Below are 19,434 nucleotides of genomic sequence, written 5' to 3' on the forward strand. Positions count from 1 at the left end.
TATACATAATAATATGTCCAGAACCGCCCTCTGGTTCCGCTCCCTCCTCCTGCCCGACGGCTGGGCCGACGGCGTGCGCCTCGTCATCGCGGAGGGCCGGATTGAAAGCTTGATGAAGCACGCCTCCGCCGAAGCGGGGGACGAACGCCACGAAATCGGACTGCCGGGCCTGCCCAACCTGCACAGCCACGCCTTCCAGCGCGGCATGGCGGGGCTCACCGAGCGGCGCGGCCCCACGCAGGACAGTTTCTGGACGTGGCGCGAGGCGATGTATCGCTTCGTCGACCATATGGGCCCCGAGGAGGTCGAGGCGATCGCCGCCCAGGCCTTCCTGGAGATGCTCGAAAGCGGATTCACCCGCGTCGGCGAGTTTCACTACGTACATCACGATCCGGCCGGCGCGCCCTATGCCGACATCGCGGAACTTGCGACGCGCATTGCCGCCGCCGCGGGCGAAACCGGCATCGCGCTGACCCTTCTCCCCGTCTTCTATCGTCACGCCGGTTTCGGTGGCCTGCCCGCAGCGCCCGGCCAGCGGCGCTTCGTGAACGACGTCGAGCGCTACGGAAAGCTGATCGAGGCGAGCCGCGAGGCCATCTCGTCGCTGTCCGGTGCTGTGGTCGGCATTGCCCCGCACAGTCTGCGCGCGGCGACGCCCGAGGAGATCGCGGCGATCCTTCCGCTCGCTAACGGCGGCCCCGTCCACATCCACGTCGCCGAGCAGACGAAAGAGGTCGAGGACTGTCTCGCCTGGTCGGGCAAGCGGCCGGTCGAGCTTCTCCTCGATCGCCTGCCGGTCGACGAACGCTGGTGCCTCGTGCATGCGACGCACGTCACCGAAGCCGAAGGCGATGGCGTCGCGGCGCGTGGCGCGGTGGTGGGCCTGTGCCCGATCACCGAGGCCAATCTCGGCGACGGTCTCTTTCCCGCGCAGGCCTTCCTCGATTGCGGTGGCCGGTTCGGCATCGGCTCCGATTCCAACGTCCTGATCGACGCCGCCGAGGAGCTGCGTCTGCTGGAATATGGCCAGCGCCTGTCGCTGCGCACGCGCAACGCGCTGGCGCGGGCCGCGACCCCGTCGGTAGGCCGCAGCCTGTTCGACACGGCCCTGGCGGGCGGCGCCCAGGCGCTCGGCGCGCCGTCGGGCATTGCCGTCGGTCACCCTGCCGACCTTGTGAGCCTGAAGGCCGACGACAACGCGCTCGCCCATCGCCACGGCGATCAGTGGCTCGATGCCTGGATCTTCGCCGGCGGTCGCCAGACCGTGGACTGTGTCTGGCGGGCCGGCGCCAGGCTGGTGACCGGCGGCCGACACATCCATCGTGAGGCGATCGGCCATCGCTTTCGGCAGGCCCTCAAAAAGGTGCTGCACCCATCGTGACCGCGACGCCGCAGTCCCTGCATCAGAAGATCCTCGGCGACCTGCAGGGCAAGATCCTGTCGGGCAGGCTGGCGCCGGGCGCGCGCATCGCCACCGAACACGAGCTGGCCGAGGCCTACGACTGTTCGCGCATGACCGTGAGCAACGTGCTGGCCAAGCTCGCGCGCGCCGGCCTGGTCGAGCGGCGCCGCAAGGCCGGCACCTTCGTCACCCGGCCGCAGTCGCAGGCGGCCGTGCTCGAGATCCACGACATCAAGGCGGAGGTGGAGGCTCTCGGCCAGGCCTACCGCTTCGAACTGGTTTCCCGCACCACCCGGCGCAGCACCGCGGCGGATCGGGAGCGGCTTGTGTCCAAGTCTGCCGGCCGGGTCGTCGAACTCGTGGTCCGCCATTTCGCCGGCGACAGGGTCTTCTGCCTGGAAGAGCGTCTGATCAATGCCGAGGCAGTGCCCGAGGCAGCCCAGGAACGCTTCGATGAGATTGCGCCGGGGCGATGGCTGCTCGACAGCGTGCCCTGGACCGCGGCGGAGCATCGCATCGGCGCCAGCAGCGCCGGCAAGGAGAGGGCTGCACTCCTCTCGGTGCCCGCGACCACGGCCTGCCTGATCGTCGAGCGCCGGACATGGCGGGCCTCCTTGCCGGTGACCCATGTCCGGCTCACCTATCCCGGCGACTCGCACCAGCTGGTGGCGCACTTCACACCGACCCAGGCCTGAAGGCTCGCACGTTTCCACAGTCGGGAATGGCCCGTATCGTGCTCCAGCGCGGCTGAGACTTCTCTGGGAGCGTGACATATGCCGAAAGACGGCTGGCAGGTCGGGATCGACATCGGTGGAACCTTCACCGATCTGGTGGCCCTGCTGCCTTCGACCGGCGACGTGCGCTCGATCAAGGTACCGACCCAGCGCAACGATCCCGTCGCCAGCATTCGTGCTGCCCTCGCGGCGGCCGATCTCTCCGCCGATTCGGTGGACGATCTCGTCCATGGCACCACACTGGTCACCAATGCGATCGTCGAGGATCGCGTCGAGCCGGTCGCGCTGGTGGCGACCGCGGGCTTCGAGGACGTGCTCGATATCGGCCGCGCCGGGCGCCAGCATCTCTATCGGCTCGACCTGCTGCCGCGACGCGAGGCGCAGGTGCCGCCCGAGCGCCGCATCGCCCTGGCCGAGCGCGTCGATTTCACCGGTGCTGCCGTCCTGACGCCCGACACCGCCGCGATCGACGAGATGGTGACGCAGGCAAAGGCGATGGGCGTCGAGAGCATCGCGGTGTCGCTGCTCCACGCCTATGCCAATGCAGACCATGAGCGCGCGGTCGGCGCGGCTCTGGCCAAGGCCTTTCCCTTCGTCTCTCTCTCGCACGAGGTCAATCCGGAGACGCGCGAGTTCGAGCGCACAGCGACCACGGTCCTCAACGCCTCCGTCATGCCGATCGCGGCGCGCTACCTCGATCGCCTGCAGCGCGAAGTCAAAGGCGCCCGCCTGCACGTCATGCACTCGGCAGGCGGCATGGCCTCACCCGAGGCCGCGGCCAAGCGGCCGCTCTCGATGGCGCTGTCCGGGCCGGCGGCCGGTATCTCGGCGGCGGCCAGCGTCGCAGCATCGCTCGGCCTGGAGAAGGTGCTGACCTTCGACATGGGTGGCACGACGACCGATGTCTGCCTGATCCTGGGCGGCACGGCTGAGATCTCCACCGATTCCAAGCTCGCAGGCCGGCCGGTGCGCCAGCCCATGGTCGCCGTCGAATCGATCGGCGCTGGCGGCGGCTCGCTGGTGACGCTGGGGACCGGCGGCCTGTCGATCGGCCCGCAGAGCGCGGGCGCAGAACCGGGTCCGGCGGCCTACGGACGGGGCGGCACTCAGCCGACCGTCACCGACGCCAACGCGGTCCTGGGCTATCTCGACCCGACGAAGCGCCTCGGGGGCGCGATCTGGCTCAACGTCGCCGCGGCCGAAGCGGCCCTCGCGCCGCTGGCCGCGCGTCTCGGTGTCAGCATCGTAGAGCTGGCGCTCGGCGTGCAGCGTGTCGCCAACGCCGCCATGGTGCGGGCCCTGGCGCGCGTCACGGTGGAGCGTGGTGTCGACGGGCGCCAGTGCACGCTGCTTGCGTTCGGCGGTGCCGGCCCGATGCATGCGGCGCGGCTCGCCCGGGAATTCGGCATCGCCGAGATCGTCGTTCCGCGCTTCTCCTCCGGCTTTTCCGCGCTGGGCTGTATCGTGGCCGACATGAGCTACACCCAGCAGCAGGCCGTGCGACTGCTCAGCGCGCAATGGGATGCGGCCCGCTTCGCCACCCTGCACGACGGGATGCTCGCGACGCTGACGGCCCCGCTGCACAGCCATGGCCATGGCGCGGATGAGATCACCGTGGAGCGCACCGCCCTCGTCCGCTACGTCGGCCAGAGCTATGCCGTCGAGGTCCCCTTCGTCCCACCGCTCGACCTCGAGCGCCTCGGCCACGACTTCCGCAAGCGCCACCACGAGATCTACGGCTACTCGACCGACGAGCACTGGGAGATGCAGAGCCTGCGCATGCGCGCCCTGGTCGCGCGACACACGACGTTCGGACCGCTGGGCAACTCCGGCGAAAGCGCGGTGCCGACCTCGGTCGCTCCCTGCTGGTTCGAGCCCGCCGCGCCGCATCCCACGCCGCGCTACGATCGCGACCGGCTGCCGACCGGCGTCAAAATCGCCGGTCCGGCCATCGTCGAGGATGCCTGGTCGACCATCGTCGTGCCGCCCGGTTACATGCTGAGCTCGGATGCGATGGGTCATCTCTGGATTCGCGAGGATGCACGATGAGGAACAGCGTCGATCCCTTCACCGTCGAGGTCATCCGGCATGCGCTGACGGCCGCGGCGGAGGAGATGTCGTTCGTGGTCATGCGCTCGGCCCGCTCGCCGCTGCTGCGCGAGGCCGGTGACCTGTCGTCGGCCCTCACAGACTACAAGGGCGACCTGATCGCCCAGGGTCGCGACATCCCGATCCATCTCGGCGTCATGAGCTTCACCGTGAAGAAGTTCCTGGAGCGCGTGCCGGCCGAGCGCCTGAAGCCGGGCGATGTCTGGTTCCTCAACCTGCCCGAGGTCGGCGGCAACCATCTGCCCGACGTGAAGGCGATCCGGCCGATCTTTCTCGAAGGCCGCCTGTTCGCCTTCGCCGTCAGCCTGGCCCACTGGGGCGATATCGGCGGCGCCTGGGCCGGCAGCTATTTCGCCGCCGCGACCGAGACCTGGCAGGAAGGTGTGCGCATTCCGCCGCTGCGCCTGTTCACCGCCGACGGCATCGACGAGGAGAAGCGCGACTTCCTGCTGGCCAATCTGCGCGGCCCGGCCGAACGCGAGGGCGACCTGATGGCCCAGATGGCCTCGACCCGCGCCGCCGAAGGAAGGTTGCTGCGGCTGGGCGAGGAGCATGGCGCCGCCACCCTGCGCGCCGCCCTGGACCGGCTCGACGATCTCTCAGAGGCGCAGATGCGCGAGGCGATCGCCGGCCTGCCCGACGGGATCTATGAGGGTGAGGATTTCCTCGACGATGATGGACCGGGCGGACAGCCCGCCGCGATTCGCGTGCGCGTGGAGATTTCGGGCGACACCGCGAATTTCGATTTCACCGGGACCGACGATGCCGTCGCCGGCCCGCTCAATACGACGCCATTCGTGGCCATGGCTGCAGTCTACTACGCCATCAAGGCAGTGGCGGGGCCGGAGATCCAGCCCAATGGCGGCTGCTATCGCCCACTGGAAATCCGCACGCGGCCGGGCTCGATCCTGGAACCCGGCATCGACAAGCCGGTGGTCGGCGGCAACCACGAGACCTCGCAGCGCGCCGTCGACGCCATCATGCGCGCCTTCGAGAAGGCGGTGCCCGAGCGCCTCACGGCGGGCGGCTCGACCACGGCCGGCCTGCTGATCTTCGGCGGCACGCGGCGCGACGGTGCCATCGGCACCTTCTACGAAACGCATGGTGGCGGCGAGGGCGCGCGCACGGATCGCGACGGTGCGCCGGTCGTGCGCGTCCACCTGACAAACACGATGAACACGCCGGCCGAGATCGTCGAGGCGGAATACATGATCCGGGTTGACGAGCAGCGGCTGCGGCGCGGCTCCGGCGGTGCGGGCAAGCATCGCGGCGGCGATGGCATGCGCCGCGCCTACACGGTGATGGCGGAGGGGCTCTCGATCACCACCATGTTCGAGCGGAGGGTGATCGCGCCTTACGGGATGCAGGGCGGCGCCGATGGTGCACCGTTCAGGGTGACCTTGCATCGCGCCGCGGGCGGCAGCCGCGAACTGTCGGGCAAGGAGAACCTGGCGTTAGCCCAGGGCGACCGCATCGTCATGGAAACGTCGGGCGGCGGCGGCTACGGCGCGCCCGCGAAGGAGTGAGCCGATGACGTCAGCGAAGGAATCCCTGCTGCTGCTGCGCCGCGCCGGCGACTGCCGCGTGTCGCGCATCTCGCCGGGCGACACCAACAAGTTCGTGATGCTGGTCGATCCGCTCTCCGACCGCACGCCCTTCGTCTCGGCCGTGGAGATCTTCGAGGTCGGCGGCAAGACACCGCCGCACTTTCATGCCACGGCGCACGAGATGTTCTACGTGCTGAGCGGCAGCGGGCTTTGCCGCTGCGACGACGGCAGCCTCCACCAGGTCACCCAGGGCGATGTGCTGGTGCTGCCGCCCGGCCTCGAACACGTGATCGAGAACACCGGCACCGAGCGGCTCTATTGCCTCACCGTGATGGTGCCCAACGAAGGCTTCGCCGAGATGATCCGCAACGGCCAGCCCATGGCCCTCGACCAGGCCGACCGCGCCGTCGTCATCGGGACCTCGGACTCTTAGTCCCCTTCCTCCCCCGTCGTACCGGGGAGGCGGCCGGAGGCCGGAGGGGGAAAGCCATAGGTCTGAACTTCCCTCAATCGACGATCATCATATTGCCCACCTCCTCCCGGCCTCCCCCGTAAGACGGGGGAGGTGAAGAGAGAGAGGCTATGCGCTCGTCTTCAGGCCCTCGTCAGTCGGCTCCGGTCCAGTTCGACCTGCTTGACGTCGTAGGCCAGCAGCGACTTCCAGTGTCGCTGCAGGTCGCCGGCGAACAGGCCGCGCGTCACGCCCGCCGCCACCTTCGGCACGGCCGCGGTCATGGCGTTGATGCTGCTGCCCGACGGGCCGAAGCTCAAGGTCGCACCGATGCCGAAGACATGGATGTCGGTCAGCCACGGCGCCTCGCCCGGCACGCGCTCGAGCAGGCAATAGTCGGGACCGAGATAGGGATAGGCCGCGAGCAGCGGATCCTCTTCGCCGGGCGGCGGCGTGTAGCGATCCCGCCACAGCGCGATCTTGTCGGCGAACGAGGCGAGTTCCCGCCGCTGCGCCACGTCCTGGCGGATGCCGGTGCCGCAGATCGCATAGTCGGCATGAAACGGCCCGCGCGGCGTGTCGATGCGGATGCGGTCGCCTTCCATGCGGGCATCGGTCCAGGGCCGGTCGACCTGCATCGTGAAGTCGGGAAAGGCGATGACCCGCTTGTAGGTGTCGGTCGGAAAGCCTTCGCGGGCGGTGAGGATGTTGCCCATGATCCGCCAGCGCCATTCGTCCGGCATCTCGCCGATATGCTTCAGGAAGCCCGCGAAGGTGAGCCAGCGATAGCGCTGCACCACCGACGGCTCGGCGCGGCGGCAGAAGAGATGCACCGTGGCGCCGTGCTCCAGCGCCACGGCGGCATTGTCCATGGCCGAGGCCCCGGCGCCCAACACCGCGACCGTGCGTCCGCGCAGGCGCTCGAAGTCGATCATTTCGCAGGAGTGGGCGCGGCGGTCCTGCGGAAGCGCGCGCACGAAATCGGGCATCCACCATTCGCCCGTACCGTCCTGGCCGGTCGCCAGCACCAGCTTGCGGGCGGCAAGGACCTCGCCCGTCGACAGGGTCACCAGCAGGCAGCTGCCGCCATCGTCGAGTCGGCCGGGTGCGATTGCCGTGGCGGCCACGTCATTGCGCACCGGAATGTCGAGCACGCGGCGATACCATTGCAGGTAATCGTGCCAGGCCTTGCTGGGGATGAGGTGCAGGCCGGCAAAGCTGCCCGGACCCTGGACCGCGTCGTACCAGGCCTCGAAGGTGAGGCTCGGCATGCCGAGATCGGGGCCGGTCTGGTCCTTGGGGCTGCGCAGGGTCGGCATGCGCGCGAAGGTGACCCACGGCCCTTCCTTTCCCTCCGACGCGCGATCGATCAGCAGGATGTTGCGCACGCGGTCGCGCATCAGCGCGAAGCCGATGCAGAGGCCCGACTGTCCCGCGCCGACGATCAACACGTCGAGCGCCGGCTTGCCTTGATACAGGCGCGGCACCATCCACTCGGTGCGCGGATGCGCCGTCATCTCGAGGTCCCGTTTCACCCGGGCTTCGAGGGAAGAGAGATCGCCTGCGGTCATGACCTCACGCCGTCTTCAATAGCTCTGTACGCTGCGGATCGAAATACGGCACGGCCTCGAGCAACGTGCGCGTATAGGTCGCCCGAGGCTGCTGAAAAACCTCCTGGCTGCGTCCGGCCTCCACGACCTGCCCGGCCTGCAGCACAACGAGATCGTCGCACAGCATGCGCACGACGTTGAGGTCGTGGCTGACGAACAGCAGGCCGATCCCGTCCTCCCGCCGCAGCCGGTCCAGTAGCTGCAGGATCACCGCCTGGACCGACACGTCGAGCGCCGCCGTCGGTTCGTCCAGCACCAGCAGGCGCGGGCGCGGCGCGACGGCGCGGGCGATGCCGACCCGCGCCTTCTGGCCGCCGGAAAGCTGGTGCGGGAAGCGCTGCAACAGGTCCATCGGCAGGCCGGCGCGTGCCGCGGCCTCACGCACGCGCGTCTGCAGCACCGCCCCGTCGCGCAGGCCTTCGAGCCGGCGCAGCGGATAGGCGATGCTGTCGAACGCCGTATGCCGCGGGTTGAGGCTGTCGTTGGGATCCTGGAACACGATCTGGATGTCGCGGCGACGCGGCGACTGGTGGAATTCGCGGGCCGGCACGCGGGCGATCGATTCGCCGTCGAACACGATGTCGCCATCGTCCGGATCGATCAGCCGGCAGATCAGGCGCGAGAGCGTGCTCTTGCCCGACCCCGATTCGCCGACCAGCCCGAGCGCGCCGCCCTGCGGGATCTTGAACGACACGTCGTCCACCGCGCGCGTGGGCCCACCGAACGATTTCACCACGTTCACCAGCTCGAGGAGCGGCGGCGTGCCCGGACCGTGCTCGCGCGGCACCGTGACGACCGGCGCGGCGTCCCGCGCCAGACCGGGCGGCGCCAGGTCGGCCAGGGTCGAGCGCCGGGTCGGCGACGCCGCCACCAGACGCCTGGTGTAGGGATGGGCCGGCGCCTCGAACAGCGCCACGGTCTCGCCCTGCTCGACCACGCGACCCGACTCCATCACCGCGATGCGATCGCACCAGCGCGCGGCCAGACCGAGATCGTGGGTGATCAGGATCATGGCCATGCCGCGCTCAGCCTTGATGCGGGCCAGCAGCTCCATCACCGTCTGCTGCGTCGTGACATCGAGGCCCGTCGTCGGCTCGTCGGCGATCAGCAGCACCGGCTCGCACGCAATGGCCATGGCGATCATGACCCGCTGGCACATGCCACCCGACAGTTCGTGCGGATAGGCGCCGAGCCGTGCCTCGGGATCGCGGATCAGCACGGCGCGCAGCAGGTCGAGCGCCTGCGCCCGCGCATTGGCGCGCGACAGCCGGCCATGCGCGGCCAGCACGTCGACGATCTGCTGCTCCACCGTGCGGATCGGGTTCAGCGCCGCGCGCGGATTCTGGAAGATCATCGACAGCGCCGAGCCGCGCAGCCGCCGCAGATCGGCGTGCCCGGCCTGGGTGATGTCGCGGCCCTCGAAGAGCACGCGTCCTCCGGTGATCCTGCCTGCCCGATCGAGCAGCCGCATGACGGCGAGCGAGGTCACGGACTTGCCCGACCCGCTCTCGCCCACGACCCCCAGCGTCTCGCCCGCCGCCAGCGCGATGTCGATCCCGTGCAGCGCGGTGACGGTGCCGTGGCGGGTCGAGAAGGCAACCTGCAGGTTCTCGACCTGCAGCAGCTGCGCGGTCATGTGCGCATCCGCGGGTCGAGGATGTCGCGCAGCCCGTCACCCAGCAGGTTGAAGCACAGAACCGTCAGCATCAGCGCGAGGCCCGGCATGGCGACCAGCCACCACTTGCCCGTGGTGATGAAGCGCGCCCCTTCGGCGACCATGATTCCCCATTCCGGCGTCGGCGCCGTGACCCCCAGCCCGATGAAGGAGAGGCCGGCCGCGTTCAGGATCGCCCAGCCGAGGTTGAGCGAGATCTGCACCGCCATGGCCGGCAGGACGTTGGGGAGCAGGACGCGCAGCACGACCGAGAGATGGCTGTCGCCGCAGGCCCGCGCCGCCTCCACCCAGCCGGCGTTGCGCCGCACGTTCACCTCGGCGCGGGCGAAGCGGATATAGAAGGGCAGGTTGATGACCGCGGTCGCGATGACGATGTTCTCGACGCGATTGCCGAGTGCTGCCACCAGGGCCATCGCCAGCACGAACAGCGGGAAGGCCATCAGCACGTCGACGAAGCGGCCGACCCAGCGGTCGAGCCGCCCGCCGCGATAGCCGCAGAAGCCGCCGATGACGGCGCCCGCGATGAACGACAGGCTGACGGCCGAGACCGCGATCATCAGGTCGATGCGAGCCGCCCAGATGATGCGACTCAGGATGTCGCGGCCGAGCTGGTCGGTACCGGCGAGGTGCGCCCACGAGGGCGGCTGCAGGGCCTGCGGCACGTTGGAGGCGACGGGATCGTAGGGCGCCAGAACGGGAGCGAGAAGCGCGATCAGGACCAGCATCAGCGTGCCCGTGGCCGCCAGTGCCGTGACCGGGTTCGAGCGCAACACATAGGCGATGTGGCGGCCGGTCGAGGAGGAATTGAGGGTAAGATCGCTCATGCGACCGACACCCGCGGATCGGCGATGCCGTAGAGCACGTCGATCGTGACGTTCACCATGACGAAGATCATCGCCATCAGCAGCACGAAGGCCTGCACCGGCGCGTAGTCGGAAGCGAGCAGCGCGTCGAGCGCATAGGAAGCGACGCCGGGCCAGGAGAAGACCTTCTCGACCAGCACGTTGGCCCCGAGCATGGTGGAGAACACTATGCCGGTGATGGTCAGCACCGGCAGCAGCGCGTTGCGCAGCGCGTAGGCCACGATGATGCGCAGCCGCGACAGGCCCATCGCATGGGCAGTGCGGATGAAGTCGCTGCCCAGCACTGCCAGCATCGAGGCCCGCGTCATGCGCGCGAGCGGCGCCAGGACGAACAGCGCCATGGTGCAGGCCGGCAGCAGGAGCTGCGAGAAGGCGGCCCACCATCCCTCCCAGTCGCCCTTGAGCGCGAAGTCGATCAGGAAGAAGCCGGTGATATCGGGCGGGGCCGACGCGAAGATATCGATACGGCCCGTCGGATCGGGCGCCCAGCCCAGCAGGTAGTAGAAGGCATAGATCAGCAGCAGCCCCGACACGAAGGTCGGCACGCAGACGCCCAACGTACAGAGCATGCGCACGATATGGTCGATCGCCGTGCCCGGCCGCAGCGCGGCGGCCACGCCGAGCGGAATGGAGAACATCAGCGCGATGAACAGCGCCGTGCAGGTGAGTTCGAGTGAGGCCGGCAGGCGGCGCGTCATGTCCACCACGACCGGTTGCCCGGTGGTCATCGAGCGGCCGAGATTGCCGGTGGCGATCTCGCCCAGATAGCGCACGAGCTGAACCGGGATGGGACGGTCGAGGCCCATGCTCCGGCGCAGCTCCTCGATCTCCTCCTTGCCGGCCGAGGGGCCGGAAGAGAAGAACACTGCCGGGTCGCCCGGCAGCACGCGCATCAGCACGAAGGTGACCACCACCACGCCGAACAAGGCCGGGATCGACGCCAGCAGGCGTCGACCGACCCGGCGCAGGATCCCCACCAGCATGGCGCTAGACCCGTTTGAGGTCGCGGAAGTCGGCCTGGCGGTAGAACTGGTAGGTGTAACCGTCGACCGACTTGGCCATCACGGCGTCGTGGTTGGGCTGCCACAGCATGATCAACGGCGTCTCGGCGTTGAACAGCTCGATCATCTGCTTGCAGCCTTCCTCGTACTTGGCCTTGTCGGTCTGGTAGCGGGCGTCGAGCGTCAGATCCTCCATCTTCTTGCTCTTGAAACTCGCGAAGTTCCAACGCTGGTCGCGCGTGAAGTAGAGATAGAAGAAGTAGTAAGTGTAGGGCAGCCAGGCAGTCGCGCCGTCGGTGAAGAGCGGCATCTTCTTCTCCGACTCGAGCGTGTTGAACTCGGCGTCCGGCTTCTTCTGGATCTCGACCTGGATGCCGATCTTGCCCAGCGACTCCTTGACCAGCGCGGCCATCGGCTCCGCCGTCGCCGCCTGGCCGGCGGTGAAGGCGAAGGTGGTGGAGAAGCCGTTAGGGTGGCCCGCCTCGGCCAGCAGGGCCTTGGCCTTCGCAAGATCGGTCTTGTTGGGAATCGCCTGCGGGAAGCTCGCATCCGGTGGCACGGTGGCCCAGGTGCCGCCGTAGAGCTTGGTGCCGCGGCCGAAGATCGCCGCCTTGAACATGTCCTCGTAAGGCAGCGCCATGGCAACGGCCTGGCGGACCTTGAGATTGTCGAACGGCGCCATCTGCGTGTTCATCGAGATGTGCGTGAAGCCGTTGGTCTGCGGGATCGAGACGACCTTGGACTTGGCGGACTTCTCGATGGTCGGCAGATCGCTGGCCGCCAGGTCGATCGCGAGATCGGCATCGCCGCGCTCGATCAGGTTGGCGCGGGTCGCCGGTTCCGGCACCGTCTGGATGATGATGCGCTTGAAGAAGGGCAGTGCGCCGCCGGCGCCACCGATCCACTTTTCATTGCGGCGAAGCACGGTGCTCTCACCGGGCTTGTGGCTGTCGATGATGTAGGCGCCGCTGGCCGCCGTGTTCGTCTTCATCCACTCCATCGCCCACGGATCGTCGGCGGTGGCATGCTTCTTGGCCAGCTTGCTGTTGATCATGATGGCGTAGCAGACGCACAGGTTGGCCAGGGCCAGCCGGTCGGGCTTGTCGAGCGTCACCGTCACGGTCTGCGGATCGACGATCTTGAACTGGTCGGCCTTGGTGAGCGAGCCGGTGGTGAACTGCGGCGCCGCCAGCGACTTCGCCGTGACGTGGCGGTCGAGCGACCACTTCACGTCCTCGGCCGTCACCGGCGTGCCGTCGTGCCAGGTCGCGTCCGGGCGCAGCGTGATGGTGATGACCTTGCTGTCGGGGCTGATGCTGTAGGATTTGGCGAGCTCGCCGCGGATCGTGTCGGGATCGAATGCCCAATTGTCGCCCACCTTCTTGCGGCCGAAGCTGAAGAGGCGGTCGTAGACGTTCATGCTGAGGCCGAACGCCTCGCGCGTGGCGCCGGGCATCGTCGTGTCGAGCGTGTTGATGGTCGCGCCGGTCACGTATCTCAGGGTCTCGGCACGGGACTGTGCCGATGCCGGCCACGCCCCTCCCGCCAAAAACGCTGCACCCGCCGCACCTTGCAGAAGAACTCGCCGCTTCATGTCGCCACCATTCGCCGGATGAAAGGACGCCGTCCGCCGCCTTCGTGTCATCACCGCGAACGCCCGAGACGCCGCAACGACGACTGCACCCCCATGCACAAGCCCGTTGTTACGGGCCGCGAATCGCGAACAGTCTTTGCAAGATCGACGCAAAAGCCATGCCACGGATCCAATGCCGCTTCGTCTCCTCCCCCAACACGGGCGGGGAGAAGGATTGAGTCAGCGGTTCGCCCGGGTCACGGCGGCGTTCAGCAGGAGGTTGGCGCCCGGCACCGAGCGGGTGAGTTCGATCGCCTCGTTGACATTGTGGCTGATGCCCTCGAAGCAGGGCGTGAAGATCATCGCGGTCGGCGCCATCGTTGCGACCGCATAGGCGTCGTGCCCCGCCTGGCTCCTCATCTCGCGATAGGGCAGTCCGAGCTCGTTGGCCGTCGACTTCAACAGTTCGATGCATTCGGGCGCGAACAGCTCGCTGCCCCAGCTCCAGCCCTCGGCGACCTCGATCTCGACATTGGCCTTCTTCGCCGCGGCAGCGATCGCGGCATCGACCTCGGCCCGCATCGCCTTGAAGCGGTCGGCATCGATATGACGGAAGTCGATGGTGAGCTTGACCTGCTCGGCATAGGTGCCCGCGAGATTGGGGAAACTCTCGATGCGGGTCGTCGTGGTGCGGCCCTCGTCGGCGGCGTAGGCGAGGCCGATATCGTTGACCGCGGCGATGACATAGCCGGCGCCGACCAGTGCGTTGCGCCGCTGCGCCATCGGCGTGCCGCCAGCATGTCCGGTATCGCCGTTGATCGTGAGCCGCAGGGCCTGGGTCTTGTAGCCGCCGACCACGATGCCGACGTCGCAGCCCTCGCGGTCCAGCACCGGCGCCTGCTCGATGTGCAGCTCGAGATAGGAATCGAATTCGCGACCCACCGGCGCGGATCCGGCATAGCCGATCTCGTCGAGCGCCTGCTCGACCGTGATGCCGGCATCGTCGGTGGTGGCCAGCACGCTCTCTAGGGTGATCACCTTGGCAAAGGCCATCGAGCCCATCATCGGCGGGTTGAAGCGCGCGCCCTCCTCGTTTGTCCAGCAGATGACCTCGATGCCGCGCTTGGTCTGCAGGCCGCGATCGTTCAGCGTCCGCACGATTTCGAGTCCGCACAGCACGCCCAGGATGCCGTCGTAGCGGCCGCCGCAGATCTGGGTGTCGAGATGGCTGCCGATCGCGACCGGCGGCAGCGACGGATCTGTGCCCGGCCGCCGCGCGAAGATGTTGCCGAGCCGGTCGATCTCGACGGCGCATCCCGCCGCCTTCGCCCAATCGACGAACAGGTCGCGCATCTGCTTGTCCTCGGCCGACAAAGCGAGGCGGCGCAGGCCGACGTCGCGGAAGCGTCCGATCTCCGCCGACCGTTCGAGGCTCTCCCACAGACGCTCGGGATTGACCTCCAGGACGTTTGCGACCATGCGGCGCTCCTTTTGCGTGCGGCTTTCTGAACGGGTGGTGGCATTCTAACCAAGAAGCGTGCCAGCCAGCGAAGGCGATGGGAGATCATGGACGACGATTACGACTACATCATCATCGGCGGCGGCTCGGCCGGCGCGACCCTCGCCGCCCGGCTGAGCGAGGATCCGGCGATCCGGGTCCTGCTGCTCGAGGCCGGCCGCGATTTCCGCACCGCCGAGACGCCGCACCATCTGCGCATTCCCAATCCGCTGCGCGCCATCGGCGACGACAATTACCGCTACCCCAAGCTGCTGGCGCGGCGCACCGAGCGCCAGGAACCCAAGCTGCTATGGCGCGGCCGGGCGATCGGTGGCAGCTCGACCATCAACGGCCAGATCGCCATCCGCGGCATCCCCGAGGATTTCGCCGACTGGGCGTCGATGGGGGCCACCGGCTGGGACTGGGAGGCCTGCCTGCCGTATTTCCGCAAGCTCGAAACCGACATGGATTTCGGCGATGCGCCCTATCACGGCAAGGACGGCCCGCTGCCGGTCTATCGCGCACCGATCGATCAATGGGGCACCGTCGATCGCGCGCTGCGGGAAGCCGCGCTGGGCCTCGGCTATCCCTGGTGCGATGACCACAATGCGCCGACCGGCAGCGGCGTCGGACCCTACGCGATCAACAGCCGCGAGGGACTGCGCATCTCGACCAACGACGGCTATCTCGAGCCGGCGCGTGGCCGCGCGAACCTCACGATCGTCGGCGAAGCCATCGTCGACACGCTGCAGTTCGAAGGCAACCGGCCGCATGTCAGCGGCGTGCGCGTGCAGGTCGGTGGCGAAGCGCGGCACGTCCGGGCCCGCCGAGAAGTCATCCTGTCGGCCGGTGCGATCCATTCGCCGGCCATCCTGCAACGCTCCGGCATCGGCCCGCGCGACTGGCTGGGCGCCCTGGGGATCGAGGTCGTGGCCGACCGGCCGGTCGGCAAGCACCTGCTGGATCATCCGATCCTCGGCCTGATGCTCGAGTTGCGCGACGATGCGCGGGTGAGCACCTTGATGCATCGCCACACCAACTGCTGCCTGCGCTATTCTTCGGAACTGGCTGGCGCAGGCGTCAACGACATGATCATGATCGCCGGCAATCTGCGGCCGGAGGAGGATGGCGGCACGGCCCGCGCACGCCTCGCCGTCTCCGCTTTCGAGGCCTTCAGCGAAGGCACGGTCCGCATCACCACGCGCGACGCCGGCATCGACCCGCAGGTCGACGAGCGCATGCTGTCGGATGAGAGCGATCTTGTACGCATGCGCGACGGCGTGCAGCGGATGCGCGACCTCTGCCTGCAGCCCGCCTTCAAGTCGATCTCGACTCGGGTCGAGTACGGCATGACGGGACGTTCGATCGAAGACCCGTTCGAGGCCGAGGCAATGGACGACTGGATGTTCGCCGAATGCTCCGACGCCCAGCACGCCAGCGGCACCTGCCGCATGGGCGCGGTAGACGATCCACTCTCAGTCGTCGATCCGGAATGCCGCGTGATCGGCTGCTCGGGGCTGCGCGTGATCGATGCGTCGATCATGCCGACCGTGGTGCGCGCCAACACGCATTTCACGACGGTCATGATCGCGGAGAAGATGGCGGACGCGCTGAAACGCTCCCGTCCGCGCAATGCCTAGCCGCGGAGGTCCTTGGCGCGCGCCTTGTTGATGGCATCGGCGCAGTTCTGACCCCTGAGCGGCGCCCGGATCTTCCAGCACATCGTCTCGTCGTCGCGAACGATGCCGGAATTGCAGTAGAAGACGTCCTTCCTCTTCTGCAGCCAGAGGCCGCCGGGAACGGCGGCCTTGATCTCGTAGCCGTCGGCCAGCAGGTCCCAGGTCGCAACGCCCGGCCTTTCCTGATGCTGCGACGCGCAGGCCGCGTCACCCGCCGAGAGGGAGGGTCGAGGAGAGGCCGCGTACTGCGCCTCGGCGCGCGCCACCGCCGAATCGCCGTACAGGAACATCTGCGCGAAGACATAGGCCGCGATCACGAGGATCGCCGCGGCCACGCCCGACACGACGAGCTTCTTGTTCATTGCCATGTTCTATTCTTGCACCCAGAAGGCAACCATTCAACCGGCCTCGGCCGGCATCAGGCCAGACTCTTGGAGGCGATCTCGAATACATCGCGCGACAGGCCGGGAGTCGCCACGATCCGCTCGAGCTCGCGGGTCATCAGCACCTGCCGGCCCTTGTCGTAGCGCCGCCAAGACCCGAGAGGGCCGAGCAGCCGGGCCGCGATCTGCGGGTTGAGCTTGTCGGTCGCAAGCACCTGGTCGGCCAGGAAGCGGTAGCCGCCACCCGCGACCTCGTGGAACTGCACCGGGTTGCCCGATGCGAAGGCGCCGACCAGCGAATAAACGCGGTTGGGATTCCTGCGGTCGTAGGACGGATGATCGACGAGGCGCTTCACACGCTCCAGCGTCCCCTCGGTCGGCGTCCGCGCCTGGATCGCGAACCACTTGTCGAGCACCAGCGCTTCGTCCTTCCAACGTTCGTAGAAGGAGGCCAGCGCGGATTCGCCCTCGGCGCCGCCCAGCTCCGCGAGCACGCTCAGTCCCGCCACCTGCTCCGTCATGTTGCCCGCCCCCTCGAAGTAGGCGACGGCGCGCCGCCGCGCCGCCTCGCCTTTATCGGTCGAGAGATATTGGAGCGCGGTGCTGCGCAGACGCCGGCGTCCCACCTCGTCGGGCGTGAAGCGATACGGACCCGCAGCATGCGCCGCGTCGTACACAGAGGACCAGCGATCGCCGAGCCGCTCGGACAGGACGGAGCGGACGCGCTGCTGCGCCGCCCACAGCCCGTCGATGTCGATCTCCGGCATGAGCTCACCGAGAAAGGCGAGGCCCGGCAGGGTCACGGCATCTGCGATGAAGGATCGATCGAGCCGCTGGTCGTCCAGCGTGCGTCGGATGGCATCGACATAGTGGTCCGGCACCACCATCGGACCACCGGTCTTGCGCGCTTCCACCAGCTGCTGGATCAGCCGGGCGCCGAGCTGCTGGCCGGCTTCCCAGCGCGCGAACGGATCGCTGTCATGCGCCATCAGGAACGTCAGCTCGTCGTCGGAGCGCGGCGCCTCGAGCTTCACCGGCGCGGAGAAGCCGCGCAGCAGCGAGGCGACCGGCTTCTCCGGCACGTCCTCGAACACGAACACGTCGCGCGGCGCACGCACGTCCAGCACGCGCGTCGTGCCCCCGGCAGTGGTTTCGCCCGAAAGCCGCAGCGGCAGGTCGCGCCCCGCGCCGTCGAGCAGCCCGACGGACAGCGGAATGTGCATCGGCTTCTTGTCGGGCTGCCCGGGCGTGGGTCGCAGGCTCTGGCCGACCGTCAGCGTGTAGGACCGGGCCGCGGCGTCGTAGCTGCCCTCGACCTTGACGTCCGGCGTGCCGGCCTGGGCGTACCAACGGCGGAACTGGGCAAGGTCGACGCCCGACGCGTCTTCCATGGCGTTCGCGAAGTCGTCGCAGGTCACGGCCTGGCCGTCATGGCGCTGGAAATAGAGGTCGATGCCCTTGCGATAGCGCTCCGGCCCCAGCAGCGTGTGCATCATCCGCACCACTTCGGCGCCCTTCTGGTACACGGTCGCGGTGTAGAAATTGTTGATCTCGATATACGAGTCCGGCCGCACCGGGTGGGCCATCGGCCCCGCATCCTCGGGAAACTGGCCGGCGCGAAGGCGGCGGACATCGTCGATCCTTGCATCGGCGGCCGATCCCATGTCGGCCGAGAACTGCTGGTCGCGGAAGACGGTCAGGCCTTCCTTGAGCGAGAGCTGGAACCAGTCGCGGCAGGTGACGCGGTTGCCGGTCCAGTTGTGGAAGTATTCGTGGGCGATCACCGCTTCGATCGAGTGATAGTCGAGGTCCGTCGCCGTCTCCGGATTGGCGAGGACGAGCTTGGAGTTGAAGACGTTCAGACCCTTGTTCTCCATCGCGCCCATGTTGAAGTCGTCGATGGCGACGATCATGAACGTGTCGAGATCGTACTCGAGGCCGTAGACATCCTCGTCCCACTTCATCGACTTCTTCAGCGACTCCATCGCATGGCCGCAGCGCCCGACATCGCCGGGGCGAACGTAAATGCGCAGCGTGACCTCACGACCCGAGCGCGTCGTGAAACGATCCTCGAGACAATCGAGGCGCCCCGCGACGAGGGCGAAGAGATAGGAGGGCTTGGGAAACGGATCTTCCCACGTGGCGAAGTGCCGGCCCTCGTCGAGCGCGCCGCTGTCGACCAGATTGCCGTTGGACAGCAGCACCGGCACCAGCGTCCGGTCGGCCACGATGCGCGTCGTGTAGCGGGCCATCACGTCGGGACGGTCGAGGAAATAGGTGATGCGCCGGAAGCCCTCGGCCTCGCACTGGGTGCAGAAAAGGTCGCGCGATTTGTAGAGGCCGGTGAGCTCGGTATTGTCCTGCGGCCGCAGGCGCGTCGTGATCTCCAGAGTGAACCCATCCGGCACGCCCCGGATCGCCAGTGTCTCCGGCCCGACCTCGTAAGCAGCGGGCTTGCCGTCGAGCACGACCGACACGAGTTCCATCTTCTTGCCGTCGAGCACCAGATCGGCGGGCCTGGCCGCCGCCACGGGATTGCGTCGCACGACCAGTCGCGCGACGACCTTGGTCGTCTCCTGTCCCAGCTCGACATCGAGATCGACCGTGTCGATCAGGAAGGGCGGCGGGGTGTAATCGGCCCGGTGAATCGCCCGGGGCGTGGCGGTCATGTCCTTGCTGATGTCCATGGCATCTCAATACGACAGCCGCGGCCCCCACGGAAATCGGGCTTGCCCCCGGTGACGGTTCGCCGCAATCCTCATGCGGTCGAAGCGCGGCCCCGGCCGGACCGCGCGACTGTGGCACGGGTTCGTGCCGCAAACCCGCCACATGACCGCTTTAGGGCTTCAAGAGGCTTCTCGGGTGCGGATGACGATTGGAACTCTGGCAGCACGAACCCTCGGCACAGG

The 19,434-nt window shown here is 68.0% G+C and carries 14 protein-coding genes; 6 read left to right on the top strand and 8 right to left on the bottom strand.

Annotated elements, in window-relative coordinates; translation table 11 throughout:
* Nucleotides 1–13 precede the first annotated feature (13 nt).
* From ACO07K_RS21270 to ACO07K_RS21290, 5 genes are all read left to right on the top strand, one after another.
* A complete protein-coding gene (locus tag ACO07K_RS21270; RefSeq protein WP_422031361.1) occupies nt 14–1,381 on the top strand; it encodes a formimidoylglutamate deiminase in 1,368 nt (455 codons plus the stop codon).
* Complete coding sequence (gene hutC / locus ACO07K_RS21275; protein ID WP_422031363.1) at nt 1,378–2,097, top strand: histidine utilization repressor; 720 nt, start codon at nt 1,378–1,380, stop codon at nt 2,095–2,097. The genes ACO07K_RS21270 and hutC overlap by 4 nt, the downstream gene beginning before the upstream one ends.
* Nucleotides 2,098–2,175: 78 nt before the next feature.
* Entirely contained in the window at nt 2,176–4,185 is a 2,010-nt protein-coding gene (locus tag ACO07K_RS21280) for a hydantoinase/oxoprolinase family protein (RefSeq protein WP_422031365.1), read from the top strand.
* Nucleotides 4,182–5,771 (top strand): hydantoinase B/oxoprolinase family protein, encoded by a 1,590-nt coding sequence (locus ACO07K_RS21285; RefSeq protein WP_422031367.1) that lies wholly within the window; start codon nt 4,182–4,184, stop codon nt 5,769–5,771. Before ACO07K_RS21280 ends, ACO07K_RS21285 begins: the two co-directional genes overlap by 4 nt.
* A gap of 4 nt (nt 5,772–5,775) precedes the next feature.
* Nucleotides 5,776–6,225: a cupin domain-containing protein gene (locus ACO07K_RS21290; RefSeq protein WP_422031369.1), complete on the top strand. Its 450-nt coding sequence runs from the start codon at nt 5,776–5,778 to the stop codon at nt 6,223–6,225.
* Between the two features lie 161 nt (nt 6,226–6,386).
* On the opposite strand, the gene ACO07K_RS21295 is transcribed toward ACO07K_RS21290, so the two are convergent.
* The 6 genes from ACO07K_RS21295 to ACO07K_RS21320 all read right to left on the bottom strand — a co-directional run bounded on the left by ACO07K_RS21295 (nt 6,387) and on the right by ACO07K_RS21320 (nt 14,444).
* Nucleotides 6,387–7,814, bottom strand: a complete 1,428-nt coding sequence (locus ACO07K_RS21295) for an FAD/NAD(P)-binding protein (RefSeq protein ID WP_422031371.1) — start codon at nt 7,812–7,814, stop codon at nt 6,387–6,389.
* A 4-nt stretch (nt 7,815–7,818) separates the two neighbouring features.
* Nucleotides 7,819–9,489 carry a dipeptide ABC transporter ATP-binding protein gene (locus tag ACO07K_RS21300; protein ID WP_422031373.1) on the bottom strand — a complete coding sequence of 557 codons (1,671 nt, stop codon included), beginning with the start codon at nt 9,487–9,489 and terminating at the stop codon, nt 7,819–7,821.
* Nucleotides 9,486–10,352, bottom strand: a complete 867-nt coding sequence (locus ACO07K_RS21305; protein WP_422031375.1) for an ABC transporter permease — start codon at nt 10,350–10,352, stop codon at nt 9,486–9,488. The genes ACO07K_RS21300 and ACO07K_RS21305 overlap by 4 nt, the downstream gene beginning before the upstream one ends.
* Nucleotides 10,349–11,374 (bottom strand): ABC transporter permease, encoded by a 1,026-nt coding sequence (locus ACO07K_RS21310; RefSeq protein ID WP_422031377.1) that lies wholly within the window; start codon nt 11,372–11,374, stop codon nt 10,349–10,351. Before ACO07K_RS21310 ends, ACO07K_RS21305 begins: the two co-directional genes overlap by 4 nt.
* Nucleotides 11,375–11,378: 4 nt before the next feature.
* Nucleotides 11,379–12,986, bottom strand: a complete 1,608-nt coding sequence (locus ACO07K_RS21315; protein WP_422031379.1) for an ABC transporter substrate-binding protein — start codon at nt 12,984–12,986, stop codon at nt 11,379–11,381.
* A gap of 219 nt (nt 12,987–13,205) precedes the next feature.
* Complete coding sequence (locus tag ACO07K_RS21320) at nt 13,206–14,444, bottom strand: Zn-dependent hydrolase (RefSeq protein WP_422031381.1); 1,239 nt, start codon at nt 14,442–14,444, stop codon at nt 13,206–13,208.
* 87 nt (nt 14,445–14,531) lie between these two features.
* Here ACO07K_RS21320 and ACO07K_RS21325 point away from each other — a divergent pair, with 87 nt between their 5' ends.
* Nucleotides 14,532–16,103, top strand: coding sequence for a GMC family oxidoreductase (locus ACO07K_RS21325; RefSeq protein WP_422031383.1), 1,572 nt, complete (start codon nt 14,532–14,534; stop codon nt 16,101–16,103).
* Here ACO07K_RS21325 and ACO07K_RS21330 read toward each other — a convergent pair.
* Together ACO07K_RS21330 and pepN are read right to left on the bottom strand one after the other, a co-directional pair.
* A complete protein-coding gene (locus ACO07K_RS21330) occupies nt 16,100–16,510 on the bottom strand; it encodes a hypothetical protein (protein WP_422031385.1) in 411 nt (136 codons plus the stop codon). The genes ACO07K_RS21325 and ACO07K_RS21330 overlap by 4 nt on opposite strands.
* Before the next feature lie 50 nt (nt 16,511–16,560).
* Nucleotides 16,561–19,212, bottom strand: a complete 2,652-nt coding sequence (gene pepN / locus ACO07K_RS21335) for an aminopeptidase N (RefSeq protein ID WP_422031387.1) — start codon at nt 19,210–19,212, stop codon at nt 16,561–16,563.
* Nucleotides 19,213–19,434 lie beyond the last annotated feature (222 nt).

This window comes from Reyranella sp., assembly GCF_965228225.1.
Lineage (GTDB): Bacteria > Pseudomonadota > Alphaproteobacteria > Reyranellales > Reyranellaceae > Reyranella.